This is a genomic window from Longimicrobiaceae bacterium, from assembly GCA_035936415.1.
In the GTDB taxonomy this organism is placed as follows: Bacteria; Gemmatimonadota; Gemmatimonadetes; order Longimicrobiales; family Longimicrobiaceae; genus JAFAYN01.
The window spans coordinates 1-20,093 of the sequence record DASYWD010000135.1 but is presented as its reverse complement, the minus strand read 5'-3'; the positions used below and the strand labels follow the sequence as shown (position 1 = coordinate 20,093).

Below are 20,093 nucleotides of genomic sequence, written 5' to 3'. Positions count from 1 at the left end.
GGCGGAGGCACCGCGGCCGGAGCCGGTGCGCGCCGAGCCTCCCGCCCCGCGGTCCGCGCCGGTGGAGCGGCCCCGCGTGGAGCGCCCGCAGGAGACCCCGGCGGAGCGGTAGGGCGGGGCGGGCACCCGCCCCCTGGAAGCACCGACGGCTCCTCACCCTCCCGCGTGGAGGGTGGGGAGTTTTGCATGACGAGGGACGATGCTGAAGACGCTGCAGGACGAGCTGGTCGGGTGCCGCAGGTGCCCGCGGCTGGTGGAGTGGCGGGAGCGGGTGGGGCGCGAGAAGCGCCGGGCCTACCGCGAGTGCGACTACTGGGCGCGGCCGGTGCCCGGCTTCGGTGACGCGGAGGCGCGGCTCCTGGTGTTCGGGCTGGCGCCCGCCGCGCACGGCGCGAACCGTACGGGGCGGGTCTTCACCGGCGACCGCTCCGGCGACTGGCTCTTCGCAGCCTTGCACCGCGCCGGGTTCGCCAGCCAGCCGACCTCCGAGCACGTCGGCGACGGGCTCACGCTGCGGGACGCCTGGGTGACCGGGGCGGTGAAGTGCGCGCCGCCGGACAACCGGCCCACCCCCGAGGAGCGGGACGCCTGCGCCCCCTGGGTGCTGCGAGAGCTGGAGGCGCTCCCCCGCCTCCGCGCCGTGGTGGCGCTCGGCGGCTTCGCCTGGGGGCAGATGCTCCGCCTCCTGCGCGAAGCGGGGCGCCCCGTCCCCGTCCCGCAGCCCCGGTTCGGGCACGGGGCGGAGGTGCCGCTGGCGGACGGGCTCACCCTGATCGGCTCGTACCACCCCAGCCAGCAGAACACCTTCACCGGCCGGCTCACGCCGGAGATGCTGGACGAGGTCTTCGCCGCCGCGCGCCGGGCCATCGGGTAGGTCGGGAGCGCTCGCCGAAGCTGTCCCGATCGGCGCCGTCCAGGAGGCCGTCTACTCGCCGACCTGGACGTCGCCGACCACCCGGAGGTTCTGAAGAGATCCCTCCGTCCGCGACTCTTCCGCGTCCGGAACGTACGGCTCCCGGTCTCCGGCGGGATCGCTCCGTCCCACCACGATCGCGGAGACCATGCGCAGGACCGCGGCGGTGACCTGGCCCTGCTGCGCATGGCTGGCCCGGATCGCTTCCAGCAGCGGCTCCACCGCGGCGCGCACCACCTCCGGCAGCTCCTCCAGCGCGGAACCGGTCTCCGGTACCGACTGCGGCTCGCGGGGGGCGGCGGACGCGGCCGCGCCCATGGCCTGGAGCCCGCCCGCGATGTCGGCGAGCTGGGCGACCACGCGGCCGCCGATGTCGGCGTCGTCCGTGCCCATCGCCTTGTTGCGCAGGAAGTCGCGCTTGATCTGCTCCCAGCGGGCGGCTTCTTCGGGGGTGAGCACGCCCCGCAGCTCCCGGAGCTTGAGCAGGTTCTCCTCCGCGCCCGTGGTGAGGAGCTGCGCCTCGCCGAGGTAGTGGTCCGTGACGAGCTGCTGCAGCTCCCCCTCGTTCATCACCGGCGAGATCTTCTCCGCCAGCTTGTTCATGTTCCGGTAGCTGCCCTGCAGCCGAAACGCGGGCTCGGTACGGTACCGGTCCGCCTGCCCCGCGCTCGCGATGTACTGCTGGTTCACGCGGTACACGACGTCGCGCACCTGCATGAGCCGCTGCAGCGTCGCCACGATCTCGTTGACCTCGGCCGCGCCGTAGGCGTGGCTGAGCGCGTTCGTGGAGACCTCCAGACCCTTTGCCCGGTCTACGAAGAGGTACAGGTCCGCGATGTCCCGCGTCGCCAGCGGCGCGAGCACCGGGTTGGAGGTCAGGCTGTTCTCGACGTAGCTAAGCGTGAATACGTCCTCCATCCCGCCCAGGACGTCGCCCAGGTTGTAGACGTCGGCGCGGTTGGCGAGCATGTCCGGGATCTTGAAGACCTCCCCGGACTCTGTGTACGGGTTCCCCGCCATGACCACGCAGAACTTCTTGCCGCGCAGGTCGTAGGTCTTCGTGCGGCCCCGCCACACGCCCTCCATGCGCCGCGTGCCGTCGCAGAGCGAGATGAACTTCTGCAGGAATTCGGGGTGCGTGTGCTGGATGTCGTCCACGTACAGCATCACGTTATTCCCCATCTCCAGTGCCAGGTTGAGCTTCTCCAGCTCCTGGCGGGAGGTCGCGTCGGGGGCCTGTGCCGGGTCCACCGACCTCACCTCGTGGCCCAGGGCGGGGCCGTTGACCTTGACGAAGACCAGTCCCAGGCGGTGCGCCACGTACTCCATCAGCGTGGTCTTCCCGTACCCCGGCGGCGAGATCATCATGAGCAGCCCCATCAGGTCGCTGCGCTTGCTCTCGCCCACGGTGCCGATCTGCTTGGCGAGGTTGTCGCCGATGATCGGCAGGTAGACGTCGTTGATCAGCCGGTTGCGGACGAACGAGGTCAGCGGCCGCGCCTGCAGCTCCCCCAGCCGGAGCGCGTCCCGCTCGCGCGTGGCGACCTCGTGGCGGATCGCCTGGTAGCGGCGGTAGCCCGGCAGGAACCGGTCGCGGTGCGCCTGCAGCCGGGCGCGGAAGTCGTCCACCGCCAGCGTCAGGCGCCCCCCGTCGATCCGCGGGTGCTCGCCTAGCAGCCCTTCCACCGTGACCAGCGGCGGGGCGTCGCTCGGCCGGCGGGACACGCCGTCGCGGGTGAGGACCAGCGCCGCCGCCTCGGGGACGTACCGGGCGAACGGGGCCAGCTCGGCGTCCGTGCACAGCGCTTCCAGCCAGTGGACCACGTGCACGTACCGGGCGGCCGGGCGATCCCGGAGCTGCTCCAGGGTGCGGTCGAAGGCGGCCGCGAGGTCGGCGTCCTCCAGGCGGGAACGGAGCGCGTCCGCGAGCTCCCGGGCGGGAAGGGAGAGCACGAGCCCTTCCTGCCCCCCGGCCAGCTCGTCGAAGAGGTAGGCAGCGGCGTTCGCGGCGACCGCGGCGTCGAACGGCAGGCCGCTGGAATCCGCATACTCCTCCAGACGCTCCGCCATCTCCGTTCGGAGCGTGTCCGCCGCGGACCGCGATCCGAACAGGGCGTGCATGGCGCGGGCGCCCGAGACCCGTGAGCGCCACTCCTGCACGTCCGCCTCTCCCCGTGCGGCCACCTGGAACAGCGCCGCGAGCGCACGCGGCTCCGGCGCGTGGACCAGCGCGCCCGCGTCGGCGAGCTGCGCGAGGTAGGCGCGCAGGATCAACGTGGCGTCGTGGTCGTGGACGCCCCGCTGGTAGCCGTCGCGGTACCGGGGCGCGGCGAAGCCGGCCACGGTCCGGGCCAGCACGTCGACGTCCGCGGACTGGCGCAGCAGCAGGTCGAGCGTGAGGCCATCGGTACCGGCCTCCGCCGCCGTCAGGATCTCGCCCGCCAGGTACTCGCCCCGGTAGAGCGCGGGGGACTCCGATTCAAGCGACGCCTGCCAGTACTCGCGGAGCGCGGCGAGCTCCTCGCTGTGGATCGGCTCGATGAAGTCCGTGCCGGTCAGGTGGACCGCCAGCTCGTCCCCGCGCGGCAGGATGGTGAGGTCCAGCGGCTGCGTGCTGACGCTGAAGCGGTGACGGCCCAGCCGGATCACCTTTCCGCCGTCGTCGAACAGGTCGCTGCGGTCGCGCAGCGCGCGCACCGCCGCGTCGCGGGCGCCCTTGACGCGCGCCTCGACGTCGTCCGCCTTGACCGGGTCCCGGAGGGCGCGCAGCCGCTCGGCCAGCTCGCGCACCTTGAGGATCAGCGGGTCCCCGGCGAAGAACGCGTTCAGCTCGTCGGCGGAGGCGAACTTCTCGGTGCGGCGGCCCAGGCCATCGAGGATGCGGCTCGCGGCCTCCAGCACCGTCTGCGCCTTCCGCTGGCGGTCGTCCAGCAGCGCCTGCCGGTGGGCGTCGAAGCTCTCCAGCAGCTCCTCGCGCTTGGCCAGGATGTCGTCGAGGAACTGCTCGTGCTCGCCGAACTGGCTCTCGATCTCCTCCAGCTGCACCATGAGACGCGAGAGCTGCTCGTCCGCGCGCTCCGGGTCCGTGGCCAGGGCGAGCGCGCTCGCCACGCTCTGCCCGAAGAGCGCGAACTGGGCGCCGAACTGGGCGACCGCCTCGGACGAGGCCAGCGTCCTGCGGCGCTGGCCCGCCCGCGCCCGCGCCTGGTTGAGCCCGGCGTAGATCGCGGAGATCGCCTCCACGACCCGCGTGCGCTGCACGGCGTCGTCCACCCTGAGCGTCGCCATCAGCTCGGACAGCATCTCCAGGTCGGCGGACATCGCCTCCAGGGCGGCGAGCGTCTCGCCGAGCGCGCTCGCCGTCTCGGCCTGCTGTGCCCGGGCGTCCAGCGCCTGCAGGCGCTCCGCGAACGGTGCCAGCGCCATGTCCCCGGAGAGGAACTCGCCGGTGGCCGCCCCGATCCGCTCGTGCTCGGCCTGCAGCTCGGCGCCCATCGCGTCGATCGCCGCCGTGTCGACGTAGCGGAGGTCGCGGATCGTCAGCAGGCGGCCCCGCTGGCGCGTGATCTCGCCCAGCGCGTCCACGAAGTCCTGGATCTGCGTCCACTCCTCCGGGAGCAGCCGGCCGAGCAGCGCGGAGTGGTCCGTGCGGGCCTGCGCCATCGCGGCGTCGGACTGTCGGCGGATGCTCTCCACCTTCTCGAACTCGTCCAGCACGGACTCGCCGGTGGCGGCGATCTCGTGCAGCAGGCTCGCCGCGCCCCGGCAGTCGGCGTCGTCCAGCCAGTGGTGCGCGTCGAAGAGCCGGCGCGTGTTCCGGACGAGCAGCTGGTAGCGCTGCGCCGAGACTTCCGGGCGCTCGATCTCGCGGGCCAGCTCGAACAGGCTGGAGATGCCCCGCACCAGCTCGGCGTTGCCGAGCCTCCCCATGAAGCTGCTCCCCGGCGGGCGGCTCGCGGCGAACTCGTCCGACACGAACGGCGTCTGCCAGATCTGCATCGGGTGCACGCGCGTGGGCGCATCGCCCTCGGCGTCGAACAGCACCATGCGGCCGTCCCCCAGCACGGCGTGGCCGTGGCCGAAGAGGGGGCTCTGCAGCCGGCGCTGGATCATGTTGTAGACGAACAGCGCGGACCGCCCGCCCTCGTGCTCGTAGAAGACGTACATGACGTCTTCCCCGTTCGGCGAGTGGATGGCGCGCTGGAACCGCATGCCGTCCATCCGCGCGTCGAACGCCTTGTGCTCCCCGTTCTGCAGGTAGTAGCCGCCCGGGAAGATGATCCCGTGGTCCTCCGGCAGCTGCACGCACGCCTGCACGATGGCGTCCACGCGCTGCACCCTGCCGGTCAGGGTGTTGAAGACGAACCCGCGCCAGGCCGTCTCCCGGTACGGGAGGACCTTGAGCAGGACCAGCGACCCGACGCGGGCGAAGTCGAAGGTGGCGTCGTCCAGCGACTGCGTCTTCTCCTCGACCGGCTCGCTGTGGATCCCCTCCCCCGTCTCGGTGTTGTTCTCGACCTTGATGGTCAGGTCGCCGCCCGTGGTCTCCACGAACAGCGTGTCCAGCACGTTCAGGTGCGGGAAGCGGCCGCTGACCATCTGCTCGCGCCCCGCGCGGGTCCACTCGAAGTCGAACGGCGGAGGGAACGTCAGGTCGCGCTCGCCGCGGGCGTCGATGTACGTCGGCTCGCCCCGGGGCGGGATCGCCCAGCGGAACACGCGGACGTCCGTGCTGCGCTCGCCGATCTGGAAGGCCGCCAGCAGCTTGCCGCCCGCCACGTCCAGCTGCAGCAGGCGCGCGTTCTTATAGTAGGCGTAGAGCTCGTTGAAGTCGCGGAGGAAGGCCGCGTCGCCCAGGAAGCTGCCGGACACGTCCGCCGCCTCGACGTCGAAGCCGTCCGGGCCCTGCACCAGCCGGTAGAGGCCGAAGACGTCCTCCACGCGGGTGGTGGTCTTCAGCCCCAGGAAGACGTTGTAGCCGAAGAGCAGCCGGTCCCCGACCGGGACGATGTCCCGGCCGACGCAGTTGTGCTCGGTGTGGATCCGGAGGCGCCCGACGACCTCCAGCCGGCTGTCGCCGAACTCGGCCAGCCGCTGGTCGTTCAGCGCGCCGGCGACCTCCCGGAGGCGGGTGCCCTGCTCGACCAGGCGGCGGCGCAGGACCTCGTACGCGCCGCCCTCGGCCACCGCCTGGTCGACGGACGCATCAGCGGACGCATCGGCAATGGCCTCCTGCGTGGCCGGGGACTGCTCGGTCATCGAATCCACCTGGAATCCGCTGTGGAGATCCGGGGGCGCCGGGCGCCCCCGGCGCTTCCCTGCCTCAGCCGACGGGGTCGGCCTTCGGCGCGACCTGCTCGAACACTTCCGGCGTGATCGGCACCACCGCGGGGGCGTGGGCCGCCAGGCGCTCCCGCGCCGCGCCGCCGCCCGCGCCCAGGAAGCGCTCTATCAGTTCCTGCACGATGGGGCTCTTCCCCGCGAGGCCCTCGATGGACTTGCCCAGCGTGAGCGACTTGGAGAGCATCTCGAACATGCCGCCGTCGCCGCCCACCAGGTCGATCTTGGCGTTGCGGAGCGCGGACGCGATGACCTCCGCGTTCTCCTTGCTGACGTCCCGGCCCGCGCTGATGGCGGCCATCGCCTGCTCCAGGTGCGTCTCCAGCGTCATGCGGAACTCCTCGTGCTGGCGGGCACGGTCGCTCAGCGAGTCGATGGCCTCGAACTTCTTGGTCAGGCCCTCGGCCTCGGCGGTGAGCTTCTTCGCCGTGACGGTCGCCTCTGCCCCGCCCACGGACTCCACCGCCGTCGCCTTCGCCTGGCCCAGCTTGGCCTCGCCCTCGGCCTGGGCGCCGAGCCGCTCCGCCAGCACGCGCGCTTCGGCGCTCCCCTGCTTGTAGGCCGCGTCCGCCTTCGCCTCGATCACCCGCGCCTCGGCGGTCCCCACCTTCTCAATGGCGGTCGCCTCGGCCTCGCGGACCGCCGCCTCGGCCAGGCCGGGCGCGGCCATCTCCACCCGGAGCCCCTCGGCCAGGACGCGCTTGGCCTCGGACTCCCGTGTCGCGGCATCCAGCTGCGCCTGCGCCAGGGTGGTGATCTCCACCGCCCTGTACCGGGCGGCGGCCTCGGCGGCCTCGGCCTCCTTGATCGTGCGGACCATCGCCTCCTGCGCCTCGGCTTCCGCGGCCAGCACCCGCGCCTGCTTCTCGCGCTCCGCCTCGGAGACCACGCGCACCTCCTTGATCCGCTCCTCCTCGACGGTCACCGTCTTGTCGATCGCGATGCGCTCGCGCGTGATGTTGGCCACGTCCTTCTTTCCGACCTCGACCACCTTGTCGCGCTCCACGCCCTGCAGCTGGACTTCGCGGTCGGTGGTGACCTTTTCCATCTGGCGCGCGCGCTCGACCCGCTCGGCCTCGATGGCGACGGCGCGCTCGCGGTTCTGCGCGGCGACCTCGATCTCGCGCTGCACGTTCTGCTCGCGGATCTGGAGCTTTTCATCGGATTCGAGCCGGGCCTGCTCGGCGATCAGCCGCTGCTCTTCGCGTACGCGGGCGGTCTCCGCCGCCTCGCGCGCCTGGATCGTCTCGATCTCCCGCTTCTGGCGTGCCTCGGCCTCGGCCTGCTGGCGCTCCAGGGCCAGCAGGGCCTCGCGGGCCTCGACGTTCTTCTTGGTGATCGCGAGCTTCTCGTTCTGCTCCAGCTCGTTGGTCACCACGTTCTGCGTGGCGGTGCGCTCGGTGATCTTCCGGATCCCCTCGGCGTCGAGGATGTTGTTCTGGTCGAGCAGGTGCTTCGGCGTCTGCTCCAGGTAGTCGATCGCGACGTCCTCCAGGACGTACCCGTTGAGGTCGTTGCCGATGACCTTGATGATCTCGTCCCGGAACTCCTGGCGCTTCTCGAAGAGCTCGGTGAACTCGAACTTCTTGCCGACCGTCTTCAGCGCTTCGGAGAACTTCGCGTTGAACAGCTCGTCGACCGCGTTGCGGTCGGACGCGCGGCCCGCCCCGATCGCCTTCGCCACGCGCAGCACGTCTTCCTGCGTCTCGTTCACGCGCAGGTAGAAGGCGACGGCGATGTCGGCCCGCATGTTGTCGCGGCAGATGAGGCCTTCCTTGCCGCGCCGGTCGACCTGCAGGGTGATCAGGCTGATCCGCATCAGCTCGGCCTTGTACAGGACCGGAATGACCAGGCTGCCGGTGAAGCGGACCTTGGGCACCGAGCTCAGGTCGTTGACGATGAGCGCGGTGCCCTGCTCGACCTTGACGTAGAAGGCGCTGAACAGGGCGAAGGTGCCCATGAGCACGACGAGCAGGACGCCTGCACCGATCAGGAACGGCATGACGAGGGACACACTCATTTCGACCTCTCTTGGGGCGGGGATTGGCTTACCGGCCGAGGAACTGCTTCTCCGAGATCACGCGATACGCATGCTGCCCTTCGAGGTACTCGATGAGCACGATCCGGTCGCCGCGCTTGAGCTGACCGGGCTCGTCGTGACGAACCTGCAGGATAAGGCCTGCTCCGCCGTCGTCGACGGCCGCCTGGCCGTAGTCGGGAGCCAGCGTGGGGGTGACGATGGTCCCGACCCGGCCGAGGAGGGAGGGCTCGGCCGGAGCGCGAAGCCTCGACAGCCAGCGGCCGACGGGGCGCAGCAGGAGCGACGTGACGGCCGCGCTGGGGACGAGCACCGCGAGCAGCACCCCGGCGCCGGCCAGGACGCGTAGGCCGTCCGGCAGGTGCCGGAGCACGAGCAGGTGCACGAAGTACGTCCCGAACCAGGCCGTGAAGCTCAGCGCCGTGACCACCACCATGACGGGCACGTCGGACAGCCTCAGCCTGGCGAGCATCGCAGCCGCGCCGCTCGCGTCGCTCACCTCGCCATCCCCGCCGAGCAGCGCGTCCGGGGCGTCGGCGTCGACCAGGTCCGTGGCCGCGAGTAGCCAGTAGACGACGCTCACGCTCAGCAGGACGCTGAAGACGACTGTCGGGAAGGTGAGGGCGGTCTGCAGGAATTCGCTCACTGTGCGCTCGATCGACTGTGGCCTGACGACGATGTCTCGACCCGGGCAAGGCACCCGGCGCGATGCCTTCTCAATCCGGACGTAGGTATGACGCCTGGGGTTTCAAGCCTGCGGGAATGGCAGCGGGTCTGCTCCCCGTGGGGAGCTCTTCCGCGCGGGATGGGCGCTCCCGCAGCGCGAAAAGGGGAGGCGGTACATGACGCCCCTTGAAGCTAACTCCGAAGTTCTCATCGCTCCAGTGCTCGTCTGCGACGGCCCGGTGCCGCACGGCGCCTCCCCGTCCGGCCCGGCCCGTGCATGGGCACTTTCCTGATGGCGGCGTCGGATCTATGATACGTCCGGCGAGCGATCGTTCGTTACCCCGTCATTTCCTGGTCCCGAGGCCGGAGGCCGCCCCGCGCGCGCTCCGGGTTGCATCCCCACCGCTCCCCGCGCCGCGCCCGCCGGTGGAGCTCCAGCCAGAGGAGGGCAGGATGAGCGACCGTCCGTGGGTTCCGCACTACGCCGAAGGCACCCGTCCCGAGATCCCGCCGATCCCCTTCCGCCACATCGCCGAGATGGCGCGGCAGTCGGCGGCCCAGCACGCCTCGACCACCGCGTTCACGCAGTGCATGCCGAACGGCATGGACGCCTCGCTCACCTACGCCGAAGTGGACCGCCACTCGGACGAGTTCGCGGCGTACCTGCGCGGGAAGCTGGGGCTGGAGGCGGGAGACCGGGTGGCGGTGCAGATGCCCAACTGCCTGGCCTACCCCATCGTGGCGCTCGGGATCTTCAAGGCGGGGTGCGTGCTGGTGAACACCAACCCGCTGTACACCCCGCCGGAGATGATCCACCAGTTCTCCGATGCAGGCGCGCGGGTGCTGGTGATCATCGACCTGTTCGCGGACCGGCTCCCGCCCGTGCTCCCGAAGACACCGGTGGAAACGGTGGTGACGGTCCGGATCACGGAGTTCTTCCCGGTGCTGCAGGCCGTCCTGATCCGGACGGTGCTCAAGTACGTGAAGAAGCAGCTTCCGCCCACCACGGTGCCGCACACCTCCTTCCAGGATGCGCTCTCCGCGGGGAGGGACCGGCTCAAGGGGGGCGTGGACCTGCAGGGATACCTGGCCGGGGTGGACCACGGGACGGTGGCGGCGCTCCAGTACACGGGCGGGACGACCGGCGTCTCCAAGGGGGCCATGCTGACCCACGGCAACCTCCTCGCCAACACGGCGCAGATGCTGGAGATGAACCGGATGCACCTCCTGCCGGAGGACGTCATCATGACGGCGCTCCCGCTGTACCACATCTTCGCCTTCACCGTCAACTTCCTGGGCTTCTACCAGATGGGGGGAGGGAACATCCTCATCCCCTCCCCCCGCCCCCCCGCCAACATGCGCAAGGCGTGGGAGAAGTACCCCATCACCTGGCTCTCGGGGGTGAACACCCTGTTCAGCGCCCTGCTCAACGAGGAGTGGTTCGCGAAGAATCCGCCGAAGCACCTCAAGGTGTCGGTGGCGGGCGGGATGGCGCTGCACGAGGCGGTGTCGAGGCGCTGGGAGGAGATGACCCGGACCCCCGTCGTGGAGGGATACGGGCTCACCGAGACGTCGCCGGTGGTGACCTTCAATCCGCTGGGCGGGAAGGTGAAGGTCGGCAGCATCGGGATCCCCATCCCCTCCACCGACGTGCGCTGCGCGGACGATTCCGGGAACACGGTCGCCACCGGCCAGCCCGGGGAGCTGCTGGTGAAGGGGCCGCAGGTGATGCTCGGCTACTGGGAGCGCCCGGACGAGACCGCGAAGACCATCAAGGACGGGTGGCTGCACACGGGGGACGTCGCGACCATGGACGAGGAGGGGTACGTCCGCATCGTGGACCGGATGAAGGACATGGTCCTGGTCAGCGGCTTCAACGTCTACCCCAACGAGGTGGAGGACTGCATCGCCAGGCACCCCGGGGTGCGCGAGGTGGCGGTGATCGGGGTGGTGGACGAGCGCACGGGGGAGGCGGTCAAGGCGTTCGTCGTGCCCGGGACCCCCGCTCCCACGAGCGACGACATCATCCGGCACTGCCGGGAGTCGCTGGCGCCGTACAAGGTGCCCAAGCACATCGAGTTCCGCGACGACCTCCCCAAGAGCCCCGTCGGGAAGATCCTCCGCAAGGACCTGCGTCCCGGTGCGGCGGCAGCGCCGGTGCAGGGGGTCTGACGAGGGAATCGCCGGGAGCCGGCGGGAGAATGCGGCGGGGGCTACCGGGGCGCGAGCGCTCGGCCGAGAAGCCGGAAGAAGCGGAAGACCTCCACCCCGTAGCGCATGGGATCGAGCCCCCCGGACCCGGTGGAGTGGGCGAAGAGGTGGGAGACGGTGGCGGAGGGGCGCGTGTGCGCGGGGAGGGCACGGCGCATCCGGAGCGTCTCGGTGTAGGGGATCAGCCGGTCGGCGCGCCCGTGCGCCAGCACCACGCGCGTGCGGAGGGCGGGGAGCACGGGGCCCGGATCGAGCCCCGGGTCCGCCGCGAGGGCGGCGTCCGCGACGCGCCGCGCGAGGTGCCGGCCCGCGTCCAGGTCGACGACGGGTCGGGCGGCGGGCGGAGCGAGCAGGTCCCAGACCTCCTGCTCGTCCGGGGCGAGGGTGCGCCGGATCGAGGCGCGCAGCACGTCGTACACCGGGTCCCCGGCGTCCACCCCGCGCCTCCCCGCGTCGATCGCGAGCGTCCGGAGCCCCTCCGCCACCGCGCCCATCCCGTGGTACTCCGGGACGCCGGTCAGGAAGTTGCCCGCCACGATCCACCGGCCGTAGGGGTCGGGGTGCATCCGCCGCACCCGCCCCTCCCACTCGTACTCGCCGGTGCACATGCAGCGCATGGTGTGCTGCATGTCGCAGTACCCGCCGAACCCCACGACCGTGCGGACGACGGACCGCACCCGCGGATCGGCCGCGGCGACCAGCGCCATGGTCGCCCCCATCGAGAACCCCACCACGCTCACTCCGCCCGGCCTCGCCTCCGGGCGCCCGGCCAGGTAGGCGGCGCCCCCCTCGATCGTCTCGCGCGCGGCCGCCGAGTCCACCACCAGCGCGCGCCAGCGCGGGACGTCGGGAACCAGCACCGCGTTTCCCGCCGCGCGCAGGGCGCGGACGAAGCGCAGCAGCGACGCGTGCCGCCGCCCCGGAACCGTGAGCCCGTGCAGGACGACCCAGGCGGGGGCCGGGCCGCGTCCCGGGGGGGGGTAGAAGGTGCCCTCCACCTCTTCGCCCGCGACCCGGAGAACGACCTCTTCTTCGGGGAGGCCGGGGTCGGTCCGGAGGTAGTCGCCCAGGAAGCGGGCCGCGCGGATGCTCATGCGGGTGCGATCATCCGGCCCGGAGCACGTCCAGGTACACGTCCGGGCGCTCCAGGTCGGGAAAGTGGCCGCACCCGTCGATCTCCATCCAGCGCGCGTGCGGCAGGTGGGTGAGGATGGACCGCCGGTCCGTGTCCCGGTGCGTCCCGTCCGCCCCGCCCCAGAGGACGGCCGCGGGCTGCTGCACCCCCGACAGGTCGGGGCTCTCGGCGCGGAACACCTGGAAGCCCGAGGCCAGGCAGAAGCAGGCCCCGCGCTCGAAGGCGCGGAGCGTGGTCCGCAGGTACGGCTCCGGGTCCGCACCGGGGGGGAGGGCGGACCGGTACCACTGCCGCGCGATCAGGCGCCGGGTGGCGCGGACCGCGGCCTGGCCCAGGACGGGAGTGTTGAAGATGCCGAGCACGTCCTCGCGCAGCACCCACCGCTTCATCTCGTCGGCGGAGGGGATCTGCATCAGCACCAGGCGCTCCACCTGGTCGGGGCGGCGCCTGGCCACCACGAGCGCGGCGAACGCCCCGAGGCACGACATCGAGAGGGTGGCCGCGCGCACCTCCAGGCGGTCGAAGAGCTCGACGAGGGTGCTCGCCCACTCGTCGAGGGTGAAGCGGAAGCCGGGCTTCGGGTGGGAGAAGCCGAAGCCGGGCGCCTCCAGGCAGATGACCCGGAACTCCGGCGCGAGCCGCTCGATGAGCCGGTCGTAGTGCTCGATCGTGTTGGGCGGGTCGGGTACGATCACCAGCGTGCGCCCGCCGCTCCCGGTCACGCGCACGCGCACCCGGGCGGCGGGGAGGTCGACCAGCCGCGTGTCCGGGGTGGACGGGAGGCGCGAGCGGCCTCCCGCCAGCCAGCGGCTGTCCAGGCGAGCCCCCGCCCGCGCGGCCCAGGGCCGCATTCCGGCGCCCGGCTACGCCAGCCCCGGCACCGCCGGCTGGACCACCGCCGGCTGGAGCGCGGCGGCATCGGAATACTGCGCGGCCACCCGGAGCCGGAGCGCCTCCAGCGCCGGCTCGACCGGCTTCGGGTGCCGGAAAGCCATGAGGCTCTTCCAGAGCGCCTCCCCCCACCCGAGCGTCCGGTACGGGTAGCCGTTCTCCGCGCAGAAGCGCTGCAGGACGACGCTCATCTGCGGGTAGTAGACGTGGCTGATCCCCGGAAAGAGGTGGTGCTCGATCTGGTAGTCGACCCCGGCGCACAGGAGCCGCCCGAACCACCCCGTCCGGAAGTTCACGGTCGTCGCGGTCTGGAGCAGGATGTAGTCGGAGTTCCGCTTGTACTCCGCCCGGTTCGAGTGCCCCTCCATGGGGAGGAAGCTGGCCTCCACCGGGAAGTGGGCCGGGGCGAACCCCGCGAACATGGCGTACCCCATCAGCGCGCTCCGGAGCAGGTAGAAGCCGAGCACGTGCTGCACCGGGAAGAAGAGCAGGGGGACGCCGATCCAGAGCGCGTAGTGCGAGAGGACCACCCCAACGTCGATCCAGTGCATCCGGCTCCGCCCGCGGGGGTCGCGGAGCGCACCCGCCAGGTAGCGCAGCGAGGTGTACGTGAGGTTCAGGTGGTTCAGCGCGATCGCCAGCGGGACCAGCACCCACTGGTGCCGGTAGTACAGGCGGCGGAGCGGCCCGCCCTGGTTGAACTCCTCCTCGGTGAGCGCGAACCAGGGGAGGAGGTCCACGTCGTCGTCCAGGCCGATCACGTTGGGCGTGGGGTGGTGCACGGCGATGTGCTTGGTGTACCAGTACATCGCCGACGCGCCGAACATGAACGGATAGCCGAAGAAGGTGAGCGCCTTGTTCACCCAGAGCCGGTCGCTGGTGGCGTTGTGCGACGAGGTGTGGGTGCTGGTCGCGATCCCGAGGTTGCCGAGCGTCATCGCGAGGAGGCCGGCGACGCGCACCCCGAGGGGATCCGCCCAGATGAAGACGGCGGTGCCCCCGAGGGCCAGCAGGAGATGAAAGACCATCTCACCGATTACACGCCCTGGCCTCTTCTGAGTGAACCCCAGCGCGGTGAACTCCTTGTACAGCAGGGTGAGACCGTGCACGAGTGCCTCCGGTGGGTACGTGGGTTCAGACCCGATGCAGCGGCATCGGTCCGGCGTAGTCCTTCATGAACAGCACCTGGTACAGCGCGGCGTCCGAGTACGAGGCCGCGGCGACGGCGCAGGAGAGGTAGTACTCCCACATGCGGCGGAAGCGGGCGTCGTAGCGCACGGGGTCGAGCCGGTGCTGGTTGGCCCGGAAGCTCTCCAACCAGCCGTGCGCCGTGTAGCCGTAGTGGCGGATGAGGTTCTCCACGTCCCGGATGGCCAGGCCGTGGCGCTCGCACCCGGCGGTCATCTCCGAGAGCCGGGGCTGCCCCGAGCCCGGGAAGATGTACTTCTGGGTGAACGGGTCGTGCTCGTTGCGCTGCCCGTTGCACCCGACCGCGTGCACCAGCCCGATCCCGTGCGGCGGGAGCACCGCGGCGATCCGGGCGAAGTAGCGTCCGTACTCCTTGCGCGGTAGGTGCTCCATCATTCCCACGCTCACCACGCGGTCGAACTCCCCCTCGATGGAGCGGTGGTCCCGCAGCTCGATGCGGACCCGGTCTCCGACGCCGGCGCTCCGGATCCGCTCGTTGCCGTGCTCGTGGTGCCGCTGGCTGGTGGTGATCCCCATGCCGGTGGCGCCGTAGTGGGTGGCCGCGTGGACGAGGAGCCCGCCGAAGCCGCAGCCGATGTCGAGGAGGCGGTCGCCGGGACGCAGCTCCAGCTTCTGGCAGATGCGGTCGAGCTTGTTGAACTGCAGCTCGTCGGGCGAATCGCCCGGCGTACGCGCGTAGCCGCAGGAGTAGGTGAGGGTGGAGTCCAGGAACGACTCGAACAGGTCGTCGCCGAGGTCGTAGTGCTGCTGGACGTGCCCCCACTGGCGGCCGCGGAGCAGGTTGGCCGCCTGGACCTTGAAGACCTTCCAGGCGGTCGCGGGGTCGGCGCGGACCTTCCGGTCGATCCGGTTGCGAAGGAGGATGGCCAGGAAGTCGTGGACCTCGCCCTCCTCCATCGTCCAGTCGCCGTCCATGTAAGCCTCCCCCAGCCCCAGGTTCCCCTCGCCGAGCACGCGGCGGAAGAACCGGGGGTCGTGCACGCGGAGGGTGGGGACCGATTCGGCCCCCTCCGCCGCGCCGACCACCACCGGCGCGCCGTCCACGATCAGGCGCAGGGCGCCGTGGGAGAGGTGCTTGTCGAGCAGCTCCAGGAAGACGGCCTGGGCCGCTCGGGAGCCGCGGTCGGGACGGCGGCGGGTCGGAGGAGCGGGTACGGCGGCTCCGGGGGCGTCCTGCACCGGGATGGGCTTCATGAGTGACTCCGGGAAAGGTCGGCCGTGCTCGGGGACAGGGCGGCGGCGCCGGCCGGCGAGGGACGGGTGGCGGCCAGGAGCCATTCGGCCGCCTCGGGCCAGAGCGCCTCCCGCCCCGGTCCCCGGAAGAAGCCGCTGTGGGCGATCTTCGGGAGCCTCAGGGCCCGGGGCACCATGTGCCGGTGCTCGGCCGCGGCGTTCCGGTACTGCGCGACGAGGGCGTCCACGGAGCGCCGGGGGGCGAAGGGGTCGTCCGCGAAGCTGTAGGCCAGGAGCGAGCCCCGGAACCGGTCGAAGTACGTGCGGAGCGGCTCCCCACGCTCATCGACCATGTAGCGCGGGTTGCGGCACCAGCGGGCCCACTCGAGCGCGATCCCGGGCGGGAGGTTGTCGCCGAAGCCCAGGCGCCGGGCAGGGAAGTACCCGAGCATCCGCACCGTGCCCGGCAGGAACACGTGCCACACGAAGCGCAGCATGTAGCGCGCGGGCCGGTCCCAGTGCCCGCACCAGCCGATCTGGGAGGAGACGGTGAGCATCGCGGCGATCCGTCCGTTGTTGGGCGCCAGCCCCACGACCTGCCCACCGATGCTGTGCCCGATCACGGCGATCGTGCGCACCGGCTGGGCATCCGCGGTCCAGTCCAGGACGCCGGCGAAGTCCTTTCCACCCCATTCCTGGATGGTCCCCTGCGCTCCGCGGGGTCCGGTCGGGCGCGAATCGCCGATCCCCCTGTAGTCGTACGTCAGGACGGCGAAGCCCCGGTCGGCCAGGGCGCGGGCGAAGCGGTCGTAGAAGCCGCGCCTGACGCCCACCGCGGAGTTGAGGATGACGATCCTGCCGTTCGCCGCGGTGTCGGCCGGCTCGTACAGGGTGGCTGCCAGCGGGGTGCCGTCGGTCGCCGGGAGGGAGAGCGTCTCGATCTGCATTGGATGCACCGATGGTGATCCTGCCGCCTGCACGCAGGCTGTCATCCGAGGCGGATGACGAGCGCACATATCAAGACTTAGAGTAGGATGGATTCTCCGGGGTGTCAAGAGGGGCGCATGGCGCCGTACGACCCCGGCCCGGCGCCGGCGTCATTCCAGGGCCGCCGGGGCGCGGTAGATCCACCCTTCGCGCTCGATCGTGCCGCGCTCGGTGGGGTGGATGCGGAAGGGCTGCTCCAGGTCGTGACGGGCCAGGTAGGCCGTGAGGCAGGCGATCACGGCGTCCCAGGCGTCCTCCAGGGTGACGGCGACCGCCTCCAGCCCCGGGTCCGCGAAGGTAAGGTAGGGGCGGAGCGCCGCGGGGCGGGCGCGCACCTCGCCGGGGCGGGAGGGGGCGCGCTTGCAGCGGATCCCCAGGTCGGTGACGGTCCCGGAGGGGTACACCTCGATCAGCGTCGTCCGGGCGCGGGGGTGGGGCGCCTGGGGGAGGATGGAGACCTCGTCCGCTTCCCGGAGCTCGTGGAGCCAGCGGATCCCCTCGACCGTCTGCCGGTAGAGCCGCAGGTCGAGCGGGGCCATGGCGCCCCCGGTGTCGGTGCGCCGCGGCGCCTTGTGGTGCTCCGGGAGGGCGCTCCGTACCTCGTCGGCGGGGCGGTCGGCGACCCAGGCGGCCGTCGCCTCCCATCCCGCCGGTCCGCCGGTGAGCGCGGCGGCGGCGTCCGCCGGGAGGCCGAAGGGGAAGTCCGCGCCCCAGAGGATCGGCGCGTCCTCGCCCGCCTCCACCGGCTTCCGCCACCCCCCGGAGACGTGGTGGGCCAGGTCCTGGCGGAAGGCGTGGGGGCAGAGCGACACCACCTGGAGCTTGCCGTCGCGCTCGCGGCCGACCGCGCTCCACAGGTTGGAGAGCGGCTCCTTGGCGCCGGAAAAGTCGATCCCGCCGAAGTAGTCGAACATCAGGGAACAGGGAAGGGGGTTCATCCGGTGCACGCGCAGCGTGCAGCGCCACGGGAAGCAGCCCGCGGACGGCAGGCGGCGGGGCTACCTGCGGGCCGCGGGCAGGTCGGCGACGCGCTGGAGGAAAGCTTCGGCACGCTCGCGGCTGCCGTGAAGGGTGCGGGGGCGGTGCCCGCCTCCGGGGTAGCGGTGGTACTCGAAGTCGGGGGCGGCGGGTCCGAGGGCGCGGACCGCTTCGGCGAGGCGGTCCGCGTGCGCGACGGGGACCTCGTCGTCGCCGGTGCCGTGGTGCAGCTGCGTCGGCGGGAGGCGGTGGGCGAAGCGCGCGGGGGAGCGGCGCAGCAGCTCCAGCCGGGCGCGGGAGGCCGTGATGCGTCCGTCGCGCAGGGCGAAGAGGACGCTGTCCGCCATGTACCCCGCGCCCGGGAGCCGGGCGACCCGGCTGCGGACGGCCCGCTCCGCCAGGCGGCGGACCTCCGGGAGGAAGAAGTCGGTGGGGCCGGCGAAGCCGACCACCGCCTTCACCCGCGGGTCGCGGATCGCCGCCAGCATGGCGACCGCGGCGCCGCGGCTCCGGCCGAGCACGGCCACGCGTGTTCCGTCGGCCTCCGGGACGTGCTCCAGCGTCGCGCCCAGCAGCGCCATCACGTCGTCCACGTCCCGGTCCCAGGGGCTCGGCGGCCCCCCGGAGCGGTACCAGCGCAGGGGGGTCACGGCCAGGCGCTCGGAGCGGTAGGAGGGGAGCACCTGCACCCACCCCTCCGCCAGCGGGCCCTCGCGGAAGAACTCGTACGCGGTGACGCCGCGCTCGCCACCGTGGGCCACCACCAGCACCGGGAGCCTGCGCTCCGCCGCGCCGGGGGGCACCCGCAGCGCGCCGTAGTGCCGCACGCCGCCCACGGTGTGCGAGACGACCAGGGTGCGGCGCCCGTTCTCCTCCATCCGCTGCCACTCCACGCGGTAGCCGTGCACCCCGGTGTCGCGCCCGGCCCACTCGGCCTCCACCGCCGCCGCCTCCGCCGGGGTGGGTGGGGCGAAGAGCGCGTCCAGCAGCGTGTCGGCGGCGCCGGGGGCGAGTCGCGGGGCACAGCCGGGGAGCGCGGCGAGGAGGGCCACGAGCCCCCACGCCGCCGGGCGGGAGCGCCTCACCGCGGCGTCGTCTGCCGGTACCACTCGACGACCTCTGGGCGGCGCTCCGCGTTCGCCGGCCACTCCCCGCGCATGAGCGCCTCGATCTCCTCCGGCTCGCGCGGGGCGCCGGCGGAGACCCGCTCCACCCCCGCCGCGGTGACCAGGTAGTCGTCCTCGATGCGGACGCCGATGTCGCGGTAGCGCTCCACGGCGGGGCGGATGCGCGCGATCAGGGCGCGGTTGGCCGGCGTGTCGGGGAGGTGGTCCAGGACGTCGGCGCGAACGTAGATCCCGGGCTCGATGGTGAAGGCGCTCCCCACGGCGAAGGGGCCGAAGTAGGAGACGTCCGGGTCGTGCACGTCCAGCCCGATCCCGTGACCCACGCCGTGCATGTAGAAGAGCCGGTACTGCGGGCAGGTCCTCCCCTGGCCGCAGTCGTAGACGGCCTCCGGCGACTCGATGAGCCCCAGCCGGGCGAGCCCCTCCGCCACCGAGCGCGCGGCGGTCTGGCCGACCTGCTGCATGGTCGTGCTCCCCACCCGGATGGACGCCTCCGCGGCCTTCTGCGCGCCCAGCACGATGTCGTAGACAGCGCGCTGTTCCGGCGTGAAGGTGCCGCTCACCGGAACCGTGCGGGTGACGTCGGCGGCGTAGCCGCGGTACGAGGCGCCCACGTCCATCACCACCACCTCGCCGGCCTGCATGAAGCGGTCGGCGCTCCGGTAGTGCAGGGTGGTGGAGTTCGGACCGGAGCCCACGATGGTGGCGAAGGCCGGGCGCTCCGCGCCGTTGCGGCGGAAGACGTACTCGATGACGGCCTGCGCCTCGAACTCGTTCATCCCGGGCCGGATGGCCCGCATGGCGGCGCGCTGCGCCAGCACGGTGACGTAGGCGGCGCGGCGGAGCAGGTCCAGCTCGGCGGGCGACTTGGAGGCGCGGAGCCGCTGCAGCGGCTCCGCGAGCGGGACGACCCGCGTACCCGGGTGGCGCGCCACCAGCGCGGCGACGGCCTGCTGCTCCGGCCCCAGCCACTCCCCGTCCCCGGCCTCCGGCGAGAGCGTGTAGACGGTCCGGTGGCGCGCCACCAGCGAATCGAGGGCCGGCCTCAGGCGATCGACCGTGCGCGCGGGGATCCCGGTGAGCGCCTGCGCCCCCTCGGCCCCCAGGCGGATGCCGTCCCACACCTCGCGCGCGGGGTTCCGGGGGAGGACGAAGAGCTGCGCCCGCACGTCGCTCCCGGACTTCGCCATCACCAGCGCGGCGCCCGGCTCGGTGAGGCCGGTCAGGTAGCGGAAGGCGGGGACCTGGGCGAAGGGCGCGGAGGACTCCGACTCCGCCGCCCCGTACACCACCAGGACGCCGTCGCCCATGGCGGCGGCCAGGGCCTCCCGGCGCCGCGCGTACTCCTCTCGGGAGATCGGCGCGGCGGGCGGGAGCGCGGGGACGGCCCACTCCGCGGCGGGAATCCCCGCGGCGGTGGGCGAC

Annotated in this window: 13 protein-coding genes; 2 read left to right on the top strand and 11 right to left on the bottom strand. The window is 72.2% G+C overall.

All coding sequences use genetic code 11. The features are described from left to right. The first annotated feature begins 199 nt into the window (after positions 1-199). Positions 200-874 carry a uracil-DNA glycosylase gene (locus VGR37_05065; GenBank protein HEV2146766.1) on the top strand — a complete coding sequence of 225 codons (675 nt, stop codon included), beginning with the start codon at positions 200-202 and terminating at the stop codon, positions 872-874. 51 nt (positions 875-925) lie between these two features. Here VGR37_05065 and VGR37_05060 read toward each other — a convergent pair whose 3' ends face one another. The 3 genes from VGR37_05060 to VGR37_05050 form a co-directional block, all read right to left on the bottom strand. Then, complete coding sequence (locus VGR37_05060; protein ID HEV2146765.1) at positions 926-6,172, bottom strand: DNA repair ATPase; 5,247 nt, start codon at positions 6,170-6,172, stop codon at positions 926-928. A gap of 64 nt (positions 6,173-6,236) precedes the next feature. Next, complete coding sequence (locus tag VGR37_05055; protein HEV2146764.1) at positions 6,237-8,273, bottom strand: hypothetical protein; 2,037 nt, start codon at positions 8,271-8,273, stop codon at positions 6,237-6,239. Positions 8,274-8,301: 28 nt separating this feature from the next. After that, positions 8,302-8,937 (bottom strand): hypothetical protein, encoded by a 636-nt coding sequence (locus VGR37_05050; GenBank protein ID HEV2146763.1) that lies wholly within the window; start codon positions 8,935-8,937, stop codon positions 8,302-8,304. A gap of 473 nt (positions 8,938-9,410) precedes the next feature. Here VGR37_05050 and VGR37_05045 point away from each other — a divergent pair, with 473 nt between their 5' ends. Beyond that, positions 9,411-11,129 (top strand): AMP-binding protein, encoded by a 1,719-nt coding sequence (locus tag VGR37_05045; protein ID HEV2146762.1) that lies wholly within the window; start codon positions 9,411-9,413, stop codon positions 11,127-11,129. A gap of 41 nt (positions 11,130-11,170) precedes the next feature. On the opposite strand, the gene VGR37_05040 is transcribed toward VGR37_05045, so the two are convergent. The 8 genes from VGR37_05040 to VGR37_05005 all read right to left on the bottom strand — a co-directional run. After that, positions 11,171-12,262, bottom strand: coding sequence for a hypothetical protein (locus VGR37_05040; GenBank protein HEV2146761.1), 1,092 nt, complete (start codon positions 12,260-12,262; stop codon positions 11,171-11,173). A 10-nt stretch (positions 12,263-12,272) separates the two neighbouring features. After that, positions 12,273-13,154: an alpha/beta hydrolase gene (locus VGR37_05035; protein HEV2146760.1), complete on the bottom strand. Its 882-nt coding sequence runs from the start codon at positions 13,152-13,154 to the stop codon at positions 12,273-12,275. Between the two features lie 12 nt (positions 13,155-13,166). Continuing rightward, entirely contained in the window at positions 13,167-14,303 is a 1,137-nt protein-coding gene (locus VGR37_05030) for a fatty acid desaturase (GenBank protein ID HEV2146759.1), read from the bottom strand. Positions 14,304-14,328: 25 nt separating this feature from the next. After that, on the bottom strand, positions 14,329-15,597 hold the full coding sequence (locus VGR37_05025; GenBank protein HEV2146758.1) for a class I SAM-dependent methyltransferase: 1,269 nt from the start codon (positions 15,595-15,597) through the stop codon (positions 14,329-14,331). Then, on the bottom strand, positions 15,594-16,523 hold the full coding sequence (locus tag VGR37_05020) for an alpha/beta fold hydrolase (GenBank protein HEV2146757.1): 930 nt from the start codon (positions 16,521-16,523) through the stop codon (positions 15,594-15,596). Before VGR37_05020 ends, VGR37_05025 begins: the two co-directional genes overlap by 4 nt. Positions 16,524-16,673: 150 nt before the next feature. Beyond that, positions 16,674-17,501, bottom strand: coding sequence for a DUF429 domain-containing protein (locus VGR37_05015; protein HEV2146756.1), 828 nt, complete (start codon positions 17,499-17,501; stop codon positions 16,674-16,676). Between the two features lie 60 nt (positions 17,502-17,561). Then, complete coding sequence (locus VGR37_05010) at positions 17,562-18,626, bottom strand: prolyl oligopeptidase family serine peptidase (protein ID HEV2146755.1); 1,065 nt, start codon at positions 18,624-18,626, stop codon at positions 17,562-17,564. Beyond that, positions 18,623-20,093: aminopeptidase P family protein (locus VGR37_05005; GenBank protein HEV2146754.1), on the bottom strand; the 1,471-nt coding region annotated here is incomplete at its 5' end. The genes VGR37_05010 and VGR37_05005, both read right to left, overlap by 4 nt.